Genomic DNA, 18,647 nt, shown 5'->3' on the forward strand with positions numbered 1-18,647 from the left:
GTTATATTTTTCGTAAATTTAGTGTTTCTGTCTTACTTTTGATAAAAATATTTATCGATGATTCGAAAACTGTTTAGCTATTTTATTCCAATTAACGTTTACCAAAAAAAATCTGCGGTAAGCCAATCGCTTGAAGTAACTTGGAACAATGGCGAATTAGTTTTAGACAGTAAAAGCACCAATTATTCGTATGGCAGCCTGCAACGGATTCTTAGAAAAGGCTTGAAATATATAGGTTTTGAACGCATTCGGAATTTTGAAAGCATTTTGGTTCTTGGCGTTGCCGGAGGAAGTGTGATTAAGACTTTGACTGATGAAATCAAATTTAAAGGAAAAATTACCGGTGTTGAAATTGATGAAGCCATTATCAAAATTGCCAATGAATATTTTGAATTAAATAAAATCCCGAATCTGGAAATTGTGATTGATGATGCTTTTGAGTATGTATTGAAAACCAAATTAAAATACGATTTAATCATCATTGATATTTTTGAAGATGCTACTATGCCGAACTTTTTGTTTCAGGATTTTTTTATACAAAGAATAAACTCTTTACTGAATCTGAACGGTTTTATTTTGTTCAATACAATGGTAATTGACAAAAAACAAGAAGAACGAAATCTAATTTATAAATCAAAATTTGGTGGCAATTATTCTTTACGAATGTACCCAAAAGTGGAAATACACAACGAATTGTTTACTATTAAAAAACTAAACTAATGGGATTTTTTAAAAAATTATTGATTGGTAAAGTTGATGAAAACTACAAACCAAAATACAATCCAATAGACAGAAGAATTTTAAACATCCGTTCTATTTGGAATAACGACCACCAAGATGATAATGGCATTGAAAAAATATTTCGTTTGTTTCTTTCCATTTCTCAATTGTGTTTCCCTGGTATTTATGTTAAAACATTAGCATCTAAAATAAATTACGCTTACAAAGATTTAGCGATGGATTGTTATATATTAATCAAAACATTCTTTCCAATACTAATTCTCATGAATCATTGGCAAGACCACAAAATTTTAATTTGGTTGTTGGTCTATCTAATTCTGGAAACCATTCTATACATTCCAACACTGATTTTTGCTTCCGATTTGTTTGCACGTCCTCGTTCTTATAAGCGTTCTATGTTGTTGTTGTTTTTTAACTATTTAGAGGTAGTTATCTCTTTTGGCGTTTTTTATACTTTGGGAAATAATACTAATATTCCTTTTGGACATTGGTCTGATGCAGTCTATTTTAGTTTAATGACTACAAACACCATTGGTTTTGGGGATTATCATCCGATTACCACTTATGGAAAATTTTTGGCTTGCGTTCAAGCGATGTTCTTCTTGTCATTTGTGATTTTGTTTTTGAATTTCTTTTCTACAAAAGTAAAATCAAAAGGCTATTTTGACAATGAAAATAAAGATATTTAAATCATCTTCCTAGCTTTTTCCAAATCTTCTGGAGTATCAATACCAATGCTTCCCTGATTGGTTTCGACCATTTTAATTCGCTTACCAAATTCTAAGTATCGAAGTTGTTCCAATTTTTCCGAAGCTTCAAGTGATTTCATTGGCAAACGATAAAAATCTAAAAGTGCCTGTTTGCGGAAAGCATAAATCCCGATGTGTTTCATATATCGAACTCCAGCATTTGCATCTCGTGGATACGGAATTACAGAGCGCGAAAAGTACAAGGCAAAGCCATTTTGATCGGTTACTACTTTTACGTTATTGGGATTTTCGATTTCGTCAGTATCCGTAATTTGAAACATCAGTGAAGCCAAATCAACTTTTTGGTCAAAATCATTTCTAAAAACATGCAACACTTTTGCTAATGGCTCTTTGTTAATGAACGGTTCGTCGCCTTGTACATTCACAACAATATCTACATCCAGATTCTCTACTGCTTCGGCAATTCGGTCGCTACCACTTTCGTGCTCTTTGACACTCATGATAGCTTTGCCACCATTGTTAATGATTTCATCGTAAATCAAAATCGAATCGGTAACTACGAATACATCGTCAAATAATCTGGTATTTACCGCTGCTTCATAAGTTCGTTGAATAACTGTTTTACCTCCCAAATCCTGCATCAGTTTGGCAGGAAAACGTGTAGAAGCATAACGGGCTGGAATTACGGCGATGATTTTCATTTCAAATTAGTTTATTCAAATATAATTAATTCCTCAATAAATCTATTCTACAAAATTGTCATCTTTAAATCCAATTAAATACAATTTGTCTTTAGCACGAGTCACTGCTGTGTAAAGCCAACGGATATAATCTAAATCGACACCATTTGGTAGATACGGTTGCTCTATAAAAACGGTATTCCATTGTCCGCCTTGGGATTTGTGGCAGGTAATTGCATAAGAGAATTTTACCTGTAAGGCGTTGAAATATTCGTTGCTTTTTACTTTCTGGAACTTGCGGTATTGCGGTTCACCTTCGTAATCTTTCATAACTTCCTGATACAACCGATTGCTTTCTTCAAACGTTAATGAAGGCGATTCGCTTGTAATTGTGTCTAATAACAGTACCGTTTCAAAAGGTATTTGATTGGGATAATCGACCATTCTGATTTTAACTTTGGCAAATTTGAAATTATATAATTCCTTGAAACCATAAATTTCTAAAACCTCAATGATATCGCCATTGGCAATAAATCCGGCTTCATCGGTTTCTTTTAGCCAAAAATAATTGTTCTTAACCACCATTAAATAATCGCCAACTGACAAATCACTTTCCTTATCCAAAATTCGGGAACGAATTTGCTGATTATACTGATTCGCTCTTTTGTTAGAACGCACAATAAAACACGTATCTTCAATACTGTAATTGCTATAAGCACTTTGAATGGCATCCTGAATATCGAAACCATCCGTCAAACGGACAATATCTTTATACCCTTTTAAGTCGAATTTAAAATCATCTAGAAAACTGCTTTTCATCAATTCTCTCAGTTCGGTTGCGTTATATAAAATCCCTGATTTTTCTTCCTGTCGCATGACTTCATCCAACTCGATTGAAAAAATCTCTTTATTATAATTCATGGCTAATTTTTCGGTATCCAATGCCGGACTGACATCTAATTGCACTGGCGCTAATTGGGCTGTATCGCCCAGCAAAATCATTTTGCAATTGTCACCATTATATACATACGAAATCAAATCATCGAGCAATGAACCGTTTTCATAAAGTTTGGATTCGGTATTCACATCTGAAATCATGGACGATTCATCTACAATAAAAATGGTGTTTTTGTGTTTGTTGGTTTGCATTGTAAACGAAACGCCACCTGATTTTCCTTTCTTCGGAAAATAGATTTTCTTGTGAATGGTAAAGGCTGGTTTGTTTGAGTAATTCGCAATCACTTTGGCAGCTCTTCCGGTTGGTGCCAACAAAACATATTTTTTGTTGATTTCTATGAGATTATTAACAATGGTAGAAATCACGGTTGTTTTTCCTGTTCCGGCGTAACCTTTTAGTACAAATATTTCGTTGGAATTCGAATTGGTTAAAAACTCAGCAATTTGTTGAAAAAAAATATCCTGCTTTACGGTTGGTTGAAACGGAAACTGTTTTTGTAACACACTGTAAAACTGGCTGGAAGTCATGAAAAGATTGAATAAAATGGAGTTTCAAATATAAAGGTTTCAATGGCAATGACAATATCAATTGCAATAAACAATTATAAATCTATTAACTATTAGAACACTACAATTGACATTGACATTAATTTTTGCCATTGATATTGATTTTTGCCATTGACATTGACATTGATTTTCGTAAGTTTGCCATCCGCACTAATTCAAAATAATATGTGGCAAAACAGTAGTGTTATCGACAAAATGTATCAAAAACTGGCAATTCAGGTTTCCCTGAATGGTTTGTCTTTTGCTACGTTTGATACACTGACGAACAAAGCTACTAAACTCCAAAAAGTTGTTTTGGGTAAAGTCCAACTCACTACCAAAATAGAAGATTTGTTTGCCGAAGCGTTTCAGAATAACCCGGAACTAAAAGTAGGTTACGACGAAGTCATTATTATTCACAGCAATAATCTTTCGACATTTGTACCAACAGCTTTATTTGACGAAGACTATTTAGGCAGTTATTTACAATTTAATACCAAAGTTTTTGAAACCGATTTCTTTGCTTTTGATGAGTTGGGAAATTACGAAATGAATAATGTGTATATTCCGTATGTGAATCTGAATAATTATTTCATTGACCAATTTGGCACATTTGACTACAAACACGCGAATACCGTTTTGGTAAAAAAATTGTTGGATATTTCCAAAAACAATGACGAACGCCAAATGTTTGTGCATGTAAGTGATACTCATTTTGAAATTGTGGTAATCCAAAATCAAAAACTACAACTTTATAATACTTTTGAATATAAGACTCCGGAAGATTTTATCTATTATATAGTATTCACTGCCGAACAGTTGCATTTGAATCCAGAAAGTTTCAAATTGGAATTATTAGGCAAGATTACCGAAGACGATTCGCTTTACAACATTGCATATAAATACGTGCGAAATACCAATTTGTTTGATGTGAGTTTTATGCAAAGCAATTTAACCGATGCCGAAAAGCGTGAGCATTTTATATTGTTACACTCATGAGAATCATCTCGGGCAAATATAAAGGCAGAAGAATAGCGCCTCCCAAAAATCTTCCCGTTCGTCCTACGACTGATATGAGCAAAGAAGCGTTATTCAACGTTTTGAACAATCATTTTAATTTTTCGGAACTGAAAGTTTTGGAACTTTTTGCCGGAACCGGAAGTATTAGTTATGAGTTTGGTTCGCGAGGTTGTTCGCCAATACTTTGTGTTGATGGCGATATGGGTTGTGTAAACTTCATTAAGAAAACCGCCAAAGAATTTGAGTTTGATATTACGGCAATCAAAAGCGACGTATTTAAATTTCTTGAAAAACATAGTGGTAACTACGATATTATTTTTGCTGATCCGCCTTACGGAATGGAACAAAAGGAATTCGAAAAAATCGTTGAACTTATTTTTGAAAGAGAATTGTTAGATGAAGAAGGGATGCTCATTGTTGAACATTCGAAATACACCAAATTGGAAAACATGTCAAATTATTCCTTCCAAAAGAATTACGGTGGTTCGGTGTTTACTTTTTTTGAATTTGCCTCAGATAAGGAAACTGAAGAAGAATAAATCAATTAATTCTACCTGAGTTTTCGTCAACGCTTCTTTCCTTGAATTCTGATTTTTTAATCTTTCCGAAAGAATATTTTATCGAAAGAGAAATTGCACTCGAATCGGTGTAATAGATTCCTTTTGCCGCAATATTATTTATAGTAAAGTTGCCTCGGTAATTCATTTTTCTAAAAATATCACTCCAACTCAACGCACAATCAAAAGCTGTAAAAAACTTTTTGGTAACAGCTGCATCAAAAGTTACGAGACCACTTCTTTCAAAAATGCCTAACTTTTGTTTGGTATAGCCCCAACCGGTAAGTGATACTTCTATTTCTTTTGGCAAGCTAAAAATATGATTAGAATAAATATAGACCGAAGGTTTGGTTTCCATCATCAAAGCTGTACTGTCCACAATTTTGGTGTAGCCAAGATTCACCACATTGGTTGTCGTCCAAAATTTATATTTAAACGGAATCGTTAGTTCTATTGAAATTCCAGATTCTTTTTCAAAATTGGTAGTCATAAAAGTTAATAAGTCTTGTGAATCATTATAACTTGCTCCATAATAAATTGGATTCTTAGTTTTGTAAAATACCAATCTAAGTGATTTGTCTTTATAGCCATAATCAAGTGAAATTTCGTCTGTTATAGTTGGATTCAGATTAATATTATTCGCCCAAACAAAATAAGGATTAATATAGGCGGAAGCCTGACTTGTAGATGAATAATTAGGACGCACGATGCTTTTAGCATAATTCACACTAATGGTATTAGAACTGTCGATTGTCATTCCGATTTCAGCTTTTGGAAATAGGTTGATGTAATCCTTATCAACAGAAAAAGTATTTTCTGCAGCATACTTTCCTTTTACAATGGTGTTTTCAGCTCGTAAACCAACTGTATAATTTAGCTTTTTATAACTTCCGCTAAGCTGAGAATAAGCCGCAATGTTTTGCTCTTTATAATTATAATCCGATTTGGTTGTGCTTACTGGATTTATGTTTTCGATAGTAAAATGAGTATCCGCATTGGCAGACAAATACAAGGCTCCAAGTTCTAATTGCATTTCGTTTTTAAACTTTTTCTCCAAATCGGTTCTGCCTGAAAAAACATTTACATCAAACTTTTGATTTCGGTGTTGTGTTAATTCAGAACCCGTATCATTATAATCATTAAAAACAACACTCGCCATCTGCTGATTAAAATTAGAATACTGAAATCCCGAAAATAAGTTAGCCTCTAAACTTTTAATTTTATGATTGTAGTTCAAAAAACAATTGGTGAATTCACGATTTTCATCATTCCTATTCAAAGTATTAATATAATTTATAGTGCTTTGTTCCTGATTGAACGTATTTGTATTAATATCAAAAATATCATCTTGACTTTTTCTGCTGCCATTTAAAGTCAGATAATCGTCTTCATTGATTTTGTAGAAAAGCCCGCTACCGTATAAAAATTGCGGTCTTTTGGTAATAGCTGTAACTAAATAATTGGAGTGAATATCATAATCGGGCATCGTCAAATCATTTCCATTGCTTTCCCAAACGGTAATCTGATTATAATTGAAATTGGTTTTGAACTCAAGTTTTCCGGTTTTAAAACTGGCATTAATTCCCGAGTAATTATTGAAATATTTCTTGAAAGAAGCATTTTCAGAAAGCACCACTTTAAAGCCTTCTTTTTTACTGAACTTTCGGGTTATTAGAATGACTACTCTTCCGTTAGCTTCGTATTTTGAAGACGGATTATTAATGATTTCAATGGTTTTTATATCTTCTACAGCCAACGCATTGAATTCTTCCATATCAACACTTTGATTGTCTATATACAACAACGGCGTGCCTTTGCCAATTACTGAAATACCATCTTTTTCGGGCGTGATTTGGATTTTAGGCAACTTAGCCAGCAAATCAAGAGTATTTGGAGACGAATTGAAAATAGAATTTGCCACATCAACCTTAATGTTTCCATTTTTATAGGCAAACGTTTTGGTTTCATTTTCTACTACAACCTCTTTTAATTCTTCAGGTTTTTCCTTTTCCTGTTCTTTTCTCTTTTCCTTTTCTTGCGCTAAGACAAATTGGGTAACAAATAAAATTAACAGTAAAGAGAATTTGTTCATTTTCATGGATTAAAATTTTCACAAAAGTGTTTCTATTATTTAGTTCCGAAAGTTAATTGAAGGTTAATGCAGGGTTAAACGTTTTATTTTGGTATAATTCACTTATTTTTGAAAAGTCAATTTTGCATTCATGAAACAAAAAATAAATTTCTTAATCGGATTTTCGGCTATAATATTACTCTTGCTTTGTGCCATTCAGGTGTATTTAGTGAAGACTGCGTATGACTATAAAGTAGAACAGTTTCATGCCGAAGTCAAAGACAAAATCGGGAACATCACCAGTAATTTTACCGAATTGGATTCGAGTATTTTCTTCAGAAAAGAAATCCTTTATAAAAGCCTAGCCGAAAAATTCATTAACGACAAAAGCTATAGAAATCAGGTTAAAGCTGATTTACTCGATAACGAATACCGCGATGTATTGACCAACCGTTTAAGAAAAAAATTAAAGCGTGCTTTCCCTGATGAAGAAATCAGTTTTGCAGTTGTTGCTAATAAATTCGTAATGCTTGACAACACTACAAAGACAGACACTCTTTTTTCAGAGAAACCGGTTATCTCGAATGCTATTTATGGAAATCTGGCTTCTTTGGACGATGCTTTTTTAGTTAGAAACTATGTTGGAACCACAAGCGGATTTAAAAATGACAACTATAAATTACTGACAGAAGACTGTTTGTATGTTTCGGTAAAAAATTGGGAGCAAATCATATTAGGGCGAATGGCAACGCTATTGATTTTGTCGATACTTTCGATGTTGGTTTTGGTAACGCTATTCGTAATCGCCATCAAAGCTCTAATCAAACAAAAGAAAGTGAGCGATGTCAAAACTGATTTCATCAATAACATTACCCACGAATTGAAAACACCTTTGACTACATTAAGTGTTTCAACCAAAATGTTAGCTCGCAAGGAAATAAAAGAAAACGAAGCTGTTTTTGACACCATTCTGGATACTGTAAACCGTCAAAATATACGTTTGCAAAATATCATCGATCAGGTGATGAGCAATTCTTTGGGCTTTGAAGACATTGAACTTCAAAAAGAAAAGGTAAAAACCAACGCCTTGTTGCAAACCATTATTACTGATTTCAATCTCGCATATCCAAACGTAAAGATTAAATACAATTTCAATACTACAGAAATAAATTTATTACTTGATAAATTTCATTTGACAACAGCAATCACTAATGTTCTCGAAAACGCCGTGAAGTATGGCTGCCAGAATATTACTTTAGTAACTTCGCTTGAAAATGAGATTTTCCACATCAGCATTCAGGATGATGGTATCGGAATTGCCAAAACAAAACAGCCGTTTCTTTTTGAAAAATTCTATCGCGTCGAACAAGGAAATGTTCACAATACGAAAGGCCTTGGTCTCGGATTGTATTATGTTGACCAAATCATAAAAGCACATCAAGGAACTGTAAAAGTTGTAAGTGAACTTGGAAAAGGAGCTTCTTTTACTATTAGTATACCTTCCGTTTAATTCATGAAAAAAATACTATTAGCCGAAGATGATATTGATTTTGCCAATGTGCTGAAACACTATTTAGAGATTTATCAGTTTGAAGTACATTGGGCAAAGGATGGCGAAGAAGCCTGGAAGCTCTTTCAAAAGGAAATTTTTAATATCTGCATTTTTGATGTTATGATGCCTAAAACGGACGGATTTACTTTGGCAGAACAATGTGTTAGTCTTCGTCCAGAAATTCCGTTTCTATTCTTGACTGCCCGAAACCAAAATGAAGATAAAATCAAAGGCTTAAAACTCGGGGCAGATGATTATATTATAAAACCTTTTGAAGCCGATGAATTAGTTTTGAGGATTACCAATATTTTAAAAAGGGCTACCAATTCTGTGACTAAATTATCTAATGCCAATGAGATTCAAATTGGAAACTATCTTTTTCACACATATCGATTAGAATTAAAAATAGGAAACAAAACCCAACAACTCACGGAAAAAGAAGCTTCACTAATTACGTTTCTTTTCAACTATAAAAATCAATTACTGAAGCGTGAACAAATATTAAAGGCAGTATGGAAAAACGACGATTATTTCTCAGGCAGAAGTATGGATGTTTTCATCAGCAGACTCAGAAAATATTTTAAGGATGATACTGCTATTTCAATCGAAAGTGTTCGGAATATTGGATTGGAGTTTAAAATAAAAAAAGGAAGTTAATTTTCACAATTATTAAACCTTTTTAAATTATTTTAGTCGAAAGGTTGCTTTTTAAATCCACAGACTATGAATAAAGTTTTACCACTCCTTTTTTTATTTTTTATTTCTCAGACAAATTCGCAAACAGTAAATACTCAATTCGGGACTATTCAAGGAAGTTTAAACGGAACAGTCTATCAGTTCTTAGGTATTCCTTTTGCAAAACCTCCTATAAATGACTTACGTTGGAAAGCGCCACAAAATCCAGTAAATTGGACAGGCATATTAACTACAAATGCTTTTTCTCCGGTTTGTCCTCAAAAAAACTTTGATACAGGTGGTTCGTCATCTACAATTGAAGGGAATGAAGATTGTCTTTATCTAAATATTTGGACTCCCAATTTAACCAATACCACGAAACCTGTAATGGTCTTTATTCATGGTGGAGGAAATCAACAAGGAAGTACCAGTGAAGTAAATGGTGGAACACAAATGTTTTTTGGGAAAAACTTAGCAGACAGAGGAAATGCTGTAATTGTCACTATACAATACCGACTTGGACCTCTAGGTTTTTTAGTGCATCCCGGTTTAGAAACTGAAAACGTTAATAATGTTTCAGGAAACTATGCTGTAATGGATCAAATTTTAGCCTTAAGATGGATTCAAAACAATATAGCCAATTTTGGTGGAGATGTTAATAAAATAATGATTTTTGGAGAAAGCGCTGGCGGAATCAATGTCGGGAATTTATTGACTAGCCCATTAGCCGCTAATCTATTTCAAAGAGCTTGCATTGAAAGTGCTGCTCCAGTCATAAACAATTATTCTACAGGAAGAAATCTTGGTATTGATTATGTAAACACTTACACCACAACAGGTACAGATACTGACAAAATTGCTTACATGCGAAGCTTAACAAGTGATCAACTTGTAGCTAATGAAACGGCTCCTTTAAGCGGTGGTGCTGTTGGCTTGAACTGGTTGCCAGTAGTAGATAATGTTGTTTTTAATAGCGTTCCATCAGCCCAATTTCAATCAGGAAATTTTAATAAAGTTCCGTTGATAATTGGTAGTAATTCAGAAGAAATGAGTATTTCTGCACCCGAAACAGTTACACCGTTAATGGTGACTTTATTAAAAAACAGTATTGTACCGACTGCATTATTACCGCAAGCAAATAGTTTATATCCATCTGGCGCAGATAACACAACAGCTAAACAATCCTATATTGGCATACTAACAGACTCACAGTTTACAGCCTCGACAAGAAGAACAGCACAATGTGTAAGTTCTAATCAAACAGAGCCTGTTTGGCGTTATTTTTTCACTCACAAACATACCGTTTCAATACTTCAACCTCTGGGAAGTTATCATGGTATGGAACTTTTTTATGTTTTCAATAATTGGGAAAATGCTACGCTTGGTTCTGGACCTTTATTTCACAACGAAGATGAACAAGTTCAAGATGCTATGTTGTCTTATTGGGTGAATTTTGCCAACACCGGAAATCCTAATGGAACAGGACTAGCTACATGGCCTCAATATAATGCTGCTACCGATTGTTATGTAGAAATTAAAGCAACTCCTGATGGGACACAATGTGGTTTGAGAACTGCAAAAACGGATTTGTGGGATGCAGCAATTAATTATACGCCTTGTACAAGTTCACTTTCTGTTGTAGAAAATAATGACACCATGTTTACTGTTTTTCCGAATCCTTTAAATGATATTGTAAATATTATCCCGAAAGGAACTACAGACTCGATTGAGATTTCTGTATTTGATTTAACTGGTAAAAAACTCTTTACTTCAACTGAATTACAACTTGATTTTTCTAATTATTCAAGCGGAATTTATACTCTTAAAATAAATCAAGGCAATACAACTTCGACAGCAAAAATCATTAAAAAATAAAAAAGCAGACCTATAAGCCGGATTCTGTACCTCGCCGAGGCGGGCCCTTATCATTTATCTAGTCTCGTTATTACTAACGAGATCAAGCTTCCTACCCTTCGGCAACGGACGAGTAATCCTTAAATGCCGATATACTTGGAATTTCACCGCATAGAGTTTACCTGGTTTCACTACAGCCGAACTGTACTTGCTTTCTGTTGCACTTGTCCTCGTCTTTCAACGGTTGGGCGTTACCCAATATGCTACTCTTTGGTGTCCGGACTTTCCTCCCCGATTGCTCAGGACGATAAGGCGGTCTGCGTGGCAAAGATAGGAAATTGGGATTTAGGAATTAGGATTAAGAATTTGGGAATTATTTTTTATCTTTATGGAAATAATACCTTATGAAAAATCGATATCATTATGCTTCTGTTTTAAAAGCTTTGGAAGAACTTAAAGCTATGGATTTTGTTGTTGATTTTAATCTGCAGGAAGATGCCATAATGAGTAATCCTGAGAATTATCAAATTCTGCATATATATCGTTATGAAGGTGATACCAATCCGGATGAAGAAGCTATTGTCTATGGTATCAAATCGAGCACTGGAGAAAAAGGAGTATTTGTGGCTGGATTTTCACCCAATTCCGAAAGTCATGCCGCACAGGTTTTACATGAATTAAGTATTAAAGGAAATAAACAATAGCATCAGAAATTGTGGAAAAGTTTTTTCCAAATAACCACATTCCCAAATAACCAAATCAACTATTATTCTATATTTGTAATCCAGTAAAAATCTATGGAACAATTTGTAGTATCAGCACGCAAGTATCGTCCACAAACGTTTAAAGACGTTGTGGGTCAACAAGCAATTACGAATACTTTGCTTAATGCCATAGAAAGTAATCACTTGGCTTCTGCCCTATTATTTACCGGTCCGAGAGGTGTTGGAAAAACTACCTGTGCCAGGATTTTAGCACGCAAAATTAATCAGCCTGGTTATGATGATCCCAATGAGGATTTTGCTTTTAATGTGTTTGAACTAGATGCCGCTTCTAACAATTCGGTTGATGATATTAGAAACTTAATTGACCAAGTTCGCATACCGCCACAAACCGGACAATATAAAGTTTATATTATTGACGAGGTTCATATGTTGTCTTCGGCAGCTTTCAATGCCTTTTTAAAAACACTTGAAGAACCGCCAAAGCACGCCATCTTTATTTTGGCTACGACCGAAAAACACAAAATTATTCCAACTATATTATCGCGTTGCCAGATTTTTGACTTTAAAAGAATTACGGTTAAAGATGCTAAAGAACATTTGGCTGATGTTGCTAAAAGTCAAGGCGTGGAATTTGAAGATGACGCTTTACACATTATTGCACAAAAAGCGGATGGCGCTATGCGTGATGCTTTGTCCATTTTTGATCGTGTGGTTTCCTATTGTGGAAACAACTTAACACGTCAGGCGGTAACTGAGAATCTGAACGTTTTAGATTATGAGACGTACATCAATATGACCGATTTGATTCTGGAAAACAAAATTCCGGAAGTCTTGCTAGGGTATAATGATATTTTATCCAAAGGTTTTGATGGTCATCATTTCATTGCTGGATTAGCATCGCATTTTAGAGATTTATTAGTTGCCAAAACACCCGCTACACTTTCGTTGTTGGAAATGGGTGAAGCGGCACAAAGATTATACGGACAACAATCCCAAAAAGCGTCTCAAGACTTTTTATTAAAAGGGATTGAGATTGCTAATGATTGTGATTTGAAATATAAGGTTTCTCAAAATCAACGCCTTTTAGTAGAACTCGCGTTAATGCAATTAAGCTCTATCGGTTTTGATGGAGAAAAAAAAAAGCCTGAGTTAATAATTCCGCCTACTTATTATCGTAATAACAGTTATTCTATAGCTGAAGTTAAAGAGCCATTAGCCAAAAGCCAAAAGCAATTAGTAGAATACATTCAGAAGGCAGAAGAAATTGTTGAGAAACAAATAAATATAAACAATCAACCAACAACCGACAACCAACAACCAATAACTGATAACCTTCAACCAAAGGTTTCCTCAATGTCTTTAGCTAGCATTCGTGCTAAGAAAGAAATGGTTGAGGCCCATAAGTCGACAGTAAAAGAAGTGATTCATTTGGCAAGCGAGCCGTTTTCTGAAACGGAAATGCACGAACAATGGTTTGAATACGCACGTCGCATGGAAGATAAAGGTCATCATATTGTTGCTTCTTTAATAACGATAAACAAACCAACACTCGAAGGCACAACCATTATTCACGAGTTACCGAATGAAAGTTCAAAACTGGATTTCGAAAAAGATAAAGAATTAGTGGGCTACTTAAGAGGAAAGCTGCATAATCACGATATTACTATTGAAGTTAAGGTAAATGAAACTTTAGTACTTAAAAAAAGTAGCCGAACAATAGACAAATACAACCGTTTGGTAGAACTTAATCCCAATTTAGAATTGATGCGTAATCTTTTTGGGTTAGAAGTCAATGAGTAAATTATAATTTCCCCTGATACATCGCTTTTACAATTCCGTCTGCCAAACCAATTTTTGGTACAAAAAGCTGACGTGCTCCACTCCATTTCATAGCATTTAGATACACTTTAGTTGCTGGTATAATTACATCAGCACGGTCAGTATTCATGGCTAACTCTGCGATGCGTTGTTCGTAAGTCAATGAATTCAAATATTGGTATTGAGAGTTTAAGTATAAATACGATAACGGTTTGTCTTGTAATTTGCCTGAGAGTTTGAACAACTTGTTGATGTTTCCTCCAGAGCCGATAAGGATAACATTTTCAAATTCTGCGGTGTTTGTTTTTATCCATTTTTCAATTTCTTCCCAAACAATGTCGCTTACCACATTGTTCAGCATACGAACAGTTCCGATTTTGAATGATTTGGACGCAATCATTTTGCCATTGGTAAATAAAGAGAATTCGGTGCTTCCACCTCCAACATCAACATATAAATAGGTTTGATCCGTTTTTAAGAAATCGTGTAAATCGGAAGAAGCAATAATGGTAGCTTCAATTTTTCCGTCAATAATATCAATATCAATATCACATTTTTCTCTGATAATATTGGCTACTTCTTTTCCGTTATAGGCTTCGCGCATAGCAGATGTAGCGCAGGCTTTGTATCTTTCTACCTTATAAACTTTCATTAAGAGTTTGAAAGCTTTCATGGCATCAACCATTCTGTCAATATTTTCATCTGAGATTTCACCGACAGTAAAAGCATCTTGCCCTAAACGAATTGGTACCCGAATCAAGGAACTTTTGTTAAATTGTGTTTCCTTGCCTTGTTGTTCAATGATGTTAGTAATAAGCAATCGCATGGCATTGGAACCAATATCTATTGCTGCATATTTTTTTATTGAAATCATTAATTGGTTTATTCGATTATTTGGTTATTTGACGTACCTTCAAGTCTTTCTTTATAATAGTTGTAGGTTTCATGTTGCGCTCTGAAAATAGTTTCTCCTTCAGCTCGAACTCGGTATTTATTTTCAAATTTTTCTGAATGATAACGAGCTTTTACATTTCCTTTCCATCCTATATTAAAGGTGTCAATAATTTGCTTTTTGATTTCTTCATCATATATTGGGCTGGTAACTTCTACTCGTCCATCTAAATTACGCGTCATAAAATCGGCCGATGAAATAAATACTTCAGGATCATCATTGTTACAAAAAATATAGGAACGTGTATGTTCTAAAAAGTAGTCTACAATGCTAACAGCTTCAATATTTTCGCTCATTCCTTTGACGCCAGGAATTAAGGAGCAAATGCCTCGCACCTGCAATTTAATCTTTACACCTGCATTACTAGCTTCATATAATTTGTCAATCATTGGGTAATCCGAAATACTATTCATTTTTAAATTAATGTATGCCGGACGACCCATTATAGCGTTGTTTATTTCTCTGTCAATTAACTTGTAGAATCTAGAACGAGTGTAATGTGGCGAAACAATTAGGTGTTTGTAACGATGAATTCTGTAGTTAACATCAAAGAAATCAAATATTTTAGAAACGTCTTTCAGTATTTGTTGATGACTGGTAAAAAGTGTCAAATCGGTATAAATTTTTGCCGTACTCTCGTTGAAATTTCCGGTAGAAATAAAGCCGTAACGTTTTAATTTTCCTTCTTCAATTCGGTCAATCAAACATATTTTGCTGTGAACTTTCAATCCTTTAATCCCAAAAATAAGTTCTATTCCTTCTTGTTGCATTTGTTCGGCATACGAAATATTACTGGCTTCATCAAAACGAGCTTGGAGTTCAATTTGAACCGTAACCTTTTTGCCGTTTTTAGCAGCATTTATAAGTGAACTTACAATTTGAGAGTTTTTTGCCAAACGATATAAAGTGATTTTAATGGAAGTTACTTTTGGATCTAAAGCGGCCTCACGCAAGAACTTTATCAGATAAGAAAACGACTGAAATGGCGCATTAATCAAGTAATCTTTTTGGGCGATTTTATTCAGCAGACTTCCATCTAATGACAAGCCTTCTACCGGAAGCGGCACTCTTGGCGGATACAACAAGTCAAATCGACCAAGGTTTGGAAAGTTCATATAATCTCTACGGTTGTGATATCTTCCGCCCGGAATAACACCATCGGAAACATCAATTCCCATTTTGGAAAGGAAAAATTTGAGTGTATCTTTTCCGATATGTTGATCATATACAAAACGAACAGGTTCACCAATACGTCTGTCTTTTACAGAAGTTGCAATCTTTTCGAGCATACTTTTACTCATGTCGCTATCAATATCCAACTGAGCATCACGTGTGATTTTTATCATGTGAGCCGAAATGCTTTCGTAATCAAAAATATTAAAAATACTGTTTATGTTGTAGCGAATAATATCGTCTAACAACATTAAATATTGTTTACCATCTTTTACAGGAAGTTCTTGAACTCTGTTGATGTTTTTGGGGATTTCGATAATAGCATAACGTACTTCAGGTTTGTTTTTTATCAAACCTAACATTTTTGATTTCTGTTCCGTCTTCATTACTAATTTAACAGCGAGATATCCTGAAGTGTCTTTTAATAGTGGAAATTCGGCTAAATCATTTAAGATGATGGTAACTAATTCAGGGCTTATTTTTTGGATAAATAAATCCTTAATAAAGTTTTCATGTTCTTCGGAAACTTCATTCTCGTTGATAATGATTATGTTTTGCTTCTCTAGCTCTTTTTCAATAGTAGTGAGTACACGTAAACTTTCTTCTTGTTGTTTAATAACAATTTCGGTGATGTCTTTCACCAGTTGTTGGGCAGTTATACCGCCGAGAATTTTTTCGCCTGTTTCTCCGGAAAGACTCAAACGTCGAATAGCGGCAAAACGTACGCGAAAAAACTCATCTAAGTTATTGGAAAAAATGCCTATAAAACGAAGTCTTTCTAATAATGGAACTGCTTCGTCAGCTGCTTCTTGTAGAACTCTGGCATTAAATGCTAACCAACTTTTTTCTCTATCTATATATCGAAAACGGGGTTCTGTACTCATAATTATTTTAAATCTCTTGGGAAAATAACTTTCTTGGTAATGCCTTTTTCAATGCTATCCCAACCATTTTGGTCAAATATAATGTTTACAAAACCAGAGGTGGAAACATTGTCGATAAAAACGCTCCCAAATTTATTGACAAAATTTGTAATTGCTTCATTATGTCCAAAAAGAATTAAGTTTTCATATTCATTTGGACATGATTTGATAATACGCTCCAATTTTATTTCGTCAAAAGTATATAGCTCTTCTTTAAAAACTATACTTTCTACAGGAAAGGAAATATTTTGTGCAAAAATTATCGCTGTTTCAGAAGCTCTTTTAGCGGTACTACTCCAAACCAAAAATGTTTTTGGTATTAGATTGCTAATATAAGAAGATACCAAATGAGCATCTTGAATACCTTTGCTAGTTAATGGCCTATCCTTATCTCGAAGTGGTGCATCCCAACTAGATTTTGCATGTCTTACTACTATTAGCTCTTTCATTATAAATTTCTTGTAAGCAATTGAATGCATAAATTTAAGTTTTTATATCATATAAAATGTATTTTATCTAAAGACTTTAAATACTAAATAAACAATCAGAATCAACAAGTAATAAAAGTAATTTTATTTTAAATTGTCGTTTATTCTGCTTCAATATTTCTTAGTTGAGAAAATTATAAATTAATGTTAAAAATAAAAAATGGAATAAAATACTTATAACAATAAAAATTGTAGTATTTTTCTATTTAAATATGTTAATAAATGCACTTTATCTATAAAATAACGCACTTTGTCGATATTTTTTTTGGTGGTTTAATTAAAACTATCTACTTTCGAATTGTAAAACCTAAATAATTACAAAAAAATAACCCTAAATACCCAAATCACCATGTCAAAAAACAAACAAATTATGCCCAAAAACAAAGTTAAACATCTGCATGAAATCAAAAAAAATGCACTTAATCGTTTTCTTTTACTTTTTATAGATAAAATTTAAATTTGTTAATAACTTGTGAATAACTTTGTTTTATAGTTTAACCCAAAATCTATGCTACCTAAATGCCTACAAAAAATCTTCCTAGCCAAAAATGCGATTTTTTTAAACTGTTTTAAGAAAAGAAATTTTTAAATAATCAAACCCAAATAATTAACCGTCAAACAATTTACTTGTTTGAAAAATCAAGTCAACTCATGAAACAAAAACTATTACTAATTTTAATGTTAGTTTCTTTTTACTCAGGTGTCTTTGCCCAAGGTACAAGAGCAATTAAAAATGAAACTATCGTGATCAAAGAAATGAATTCATTTCTATCTTTGAGTAACAGTGAAACTTCAGCCCGTATTGCAAATGGGACACCTGCAGTGAATACTAATCACTTAAAAGATCTGATATCTAATGTACATTCAGCTACCTATTTTTATTCTGGTGAAGCCAAAACCTATGGTGAACAACCCGTTAAACTTTATACTGATTTAGGCATGCTTAATCGTTTAGACAGCTCAATTACTTTAAAACAAAATATTGAGATTGTAACTGTTCAAATTACTGATTCTAGTCAATTAAATTCTACTATTGATTTATCTAGCCTTTCAAATTTTCCTAATTTGAAATTCGTTTATTTTATATCAAGTCTCAATACAACTAGTGAAAATATCGCAAGTCATATTGTTAATTATGACAAAAGGTTTAACATATTTTATAAAATCGACAAAGGCGATAACAATCAATAAAAATTGATAAAAAG

16 protein-coding genes and 1 other RNA gene are annotated in these 18,647 nt (G+C 33.5%); 10 read left to right on the forward strand and 7 right to left on the reverse strand.

All coding sequences use genetic code 11. The features are described from left to right. Positions 1 to 57 precede the first annotated feature (57 nt). On the forward strand, positions 58 to 720 hold the full coding sequence (locus QWY90_RS09520) for a spermidine synthase (protein ID WP_290285662.1): 663 nt from the start codon (positions 58 to 60) through the stop codon (positions 718 to 720). After that, positions 720 to 1,430 carry a potassium channel family protein gene (locus tag QWY90_RS09525; protein WP_290285663.1) on the forward strand — a complete coding sequence of 237 codons (711 nt, stop codon included), beginning with the start codon at positions 720 to 722 and terminating at the stop codon, positions 1,428 to 1,430. Before QWY90_RS09520 ends, QWY90_RS09525 begins: the two co-directional genes overlap by 1 nt. On the opposite strand, the gene kdsB is transcribed toward QWY90_RS09525, so the two are convergent. Both kdsB and QWY90_RS09535 read right to left on the reverse strand, forming a co-directional pair. Next, the gene (gene kdsB / locus QWY90_RS09530; protein WP_290285664.1) at positions 1,427 to 2,152 is read right to left on the reverse strand and encodes a 3-deoxy-manno-octulosonate cytidylyltransferase; all 726 of its coding nucleotides are present in this window, start codon (positions 2,150 to 2,152) and stop codon (positions 1,427 to 1,429) included. The genes QWY90_RS09525 and kdsB overlap by 4 nt on opposite strands. Before the next feature lie 42 nt (positions 2,153 to 2,194). Next, the gene (locus QWY90_RS09535; protein ID WP_290285665.1) at positions 2,195 to 3,616 is read right to left on the reverse strand and encodes an ATP-dependent DNA helicase; all 1,422 of its coding nucleotides are present in this window, start codon (positions 3,614 to 3,616) and stop codon (positions 2,195 to 2,197) included. Positions 3,617 to 3,820: 204 nt separating this feature from the next. Here QWY90_RS09535 and QWY90_RS09540 point away from each other — a divergent pair, with 204 nt between their 5' ends. Then, positions 3,821 to 4,633 (forward strand): DUF3822 family protein, encoded by an 813-nt coding sequence (locus QWY90_RS09540; RefSeq protein ID WP_290285667.1) that lies wholly within the window; start codon positions 3,821 to 3,823, stop codon positions 4,631 to 4,633. Continuing rightward, entirely contained in the window at positions 4,630 to 5,193 is a 564-nt protein-coding gene (gene rsmD / locus QWY90_RS09545; protein WP_290285669.1) for a 16S rRNA (guanine(966)-N(2))-methyltransferase RsmD, read from the forward strand. Before QWY90_RS09540 ends, rsmD begins: the two co-directional genes overlap by 4 nt. A gap of 1 nt (position 5,194) precedes the next feature. On the opposite strand, the gene QWY90_RS09550 is transcribed toward rsmD, so the two are convergent. Then, a complete protein-coding gene (locus QWY90_RS09550; RefSeq protein WP_290285671.1) occupies positions 5,195 to 7,303 on the reverse strand; it encodes an outer membrane beta-barrel family protein in 2,109 nt (702 codons plus the stop codon). Between the two features lie 130 nt (positions 7,304 to 7,433). On the opposite strand from QWY90_RS09550, the gene QWY90_RS09555 reads away from it, so the two are divergent. From QWY90_RS09555 to QWY90_RS09565, 3 genes are all read left to right on the forward strand, one after another. Next, positions 7,434 to 8,792, forward strand: a complete 1,359-nt coding sequence (locus QWY90_RS09555; RefSeq protein WP_290285672.1) for a sensor histidine kinase — start codon at positions 7,434 to 7,436, stop codon at positions 8,790 to 8,792. A 3-nt stretch (positions 8,793 to 8,795) separates the two neighbouring features. Further along, positions 8,796 to 9,491, forward strand: a complete 696-nt coding sequence (locus QWY90_RS09560; protein WP_290285673.1) for a response regulator transcription factor — start codon at positions 8,796 to 8,798, stop codon at positions 9,489 to 9,491. A 66-nt stretch (positions 9,492 to 9,557) separates the two neighbouring features. Beyond that, complete coding sequence (locus tag QWY90_RS09565; RefSeq protein ID WP_290285675.1) at positions 9,558 to 11,384, forward strand: carboxylesterase family protein; 1,827 nt, start codon at positions 9,558 to 9,560, stop codon at positions 11,382 to 11,384. On the opposite strand, the gene rnpB is transcribed toward QWY90_RS09565, so the two are convergent. Beyond that, positions 11,382 to 11,687, reverse strand: an RNA gene (gene rnpB, locus QWY90_RS09570) — RNase P RNA component class A. The two genes, QWY90_RS09565 and rnpB, sit on opposite strands and share 3 nt — an antisense overlap. Before the next feature lie 80 nt (positions 11,688 to 11,767). Between rnpB and QWY90_RS09575 the strand changes: the two genes are divergently transcribed. Both QWY90_RS09575 and dnaX read left to right on the forward strand, forming a co-directional pair. Further along, positions 11,768 to 12,067 (forward strand): SH3 domain-containing protein, encoded by a 300-nt coding sequence (locus tag QWY90_RS09575; protein WP_290285676.1) that lies wholly within the window; start codon positions 11,768 to 11,770, stop codon positions 12,065 to 12,067. 93 nt (positions 12,068 to 12,160) lie between these two features. Further along, positions 12,161 to 13,888, forward strand: coding sequence for a DNA polymerase III subunit gamma/tau (gene dnaX / locus QWY90_RS09580; protein WP_290285677.1), 1,728 nt, complete (start codon positions 12,161 to 12,163; stop codon positions 13,886 to 13,888). A 1-nt stretch (position 13,889) separates the two neighbouring features. On the opposite strand, the gene QWY90_RS09585 is transcribed toward dnaX, so the two are convergent. From QWY90_RS09585 to QWY90_RS09595, 3 genes are read right to left on the reverse strand one after another with little or no spacing between them, the layout of a single operon-like run. After that, the gene (locus QWY90_RS09585) at positions 13,890 to 14,780 is read right to left on the reverse strand and encodes a Ppx/GppA phosphatase family protein (RefSeq protein WP_290285678.1); all 891 of its coding nucleotides are present in this window, start codon (positions 14,778 to 14,780) and stop codon (positions 13,890 to 13,892) included. 8 nt (positions 14,781 to 14,788) lie between these two features. Further along, entirely contained in the window at positions 14,789 to 16,915 is a 2,127-nt protein-coding gene (gene ppk1, locus QWY90_RS09590; protein ID WP_290285679.1) for a polyphosphate kinase 1, read from the reverse strand. 2 nt (positions 16,916 to 16,917) lie between these two features. Continuing rightward, positions 16,918 to 17,403 carry a SixA phosphatase family protein gene (locus tag QWY90_RS09595; RefSeq protein ID WP_290286959.1) on the reverse strand — a complete coding sequence of 162 codons (486 nt, stop codon included), beginning with the start codon at positions 17,401 to 17,403 and terminating at the stop codon, positions 16,918 to 16,920. Positions 17,404 to 18,093: 690 nt separating this feature from the next. Here QWY90_RS09595 and QWY90_RS09600 point away from each other — a divergent pair. Continuing rightward, entirely contained in the window at positions 18,094 to 18,633 is a 540-nt protein-coding gene (locus QWY90_RS09600) for a hypothetical protein (RefSeq protein WP_290285680.1), read from the forward strand. Positions 18,634 to 18,647: the final 14 nt, after the last annotated feature.

It is taken from the genome of Flavobacterium paronense (assembly GCF_030409795.1).
GTDB classification, from domain to species: Bacteria; Bacteroidota; Bacteroidia; order Flavobacteriales; family Flavobacteriaceae; genus Flavobacterium; species Flavobacterium paronense.